This is a genomic window from Bacillus sp. Medicinal_06 (assembly GCF_056711665.1).
In genome coordinates, this window is sequence record NZ_JBWYHD010000106.1 from 1 (window position 1) to 211 (window position 211).

General features: G+C 36.5%; 1 protein-coding gene. It reads right to left on the bottom strand.

Annotated features, from left to right (window positions below):
- Positions 1-211 (bottom strand): transposase (locus AC1M36_RS28700; protein WP_479846537.1); only part of this gene is annotated, 211 nt, incomplete at both ends.

The following is a 211-nucleotide window of genomic DNA, read 5'->3' on the forward strand; positions in this document are numbered from 1 at the left end:
GAAGAACCTTTCGTTCTTCTGGAAAGGATACGCTGTGCTTTTGCTAACTTTTCTTCTAATATATGGAAGAATTTAGGGTTCTTGTATGTTGTTCCATCAGAAAGAATAGCAAAATCTTTTAACCCAACGTCCATTCCACAAGTGGATTCCGTTTTAAGCATTTCTTGTATCTCTGTTTCGACAAGGATAGATACAAAGTATGTACCACTTG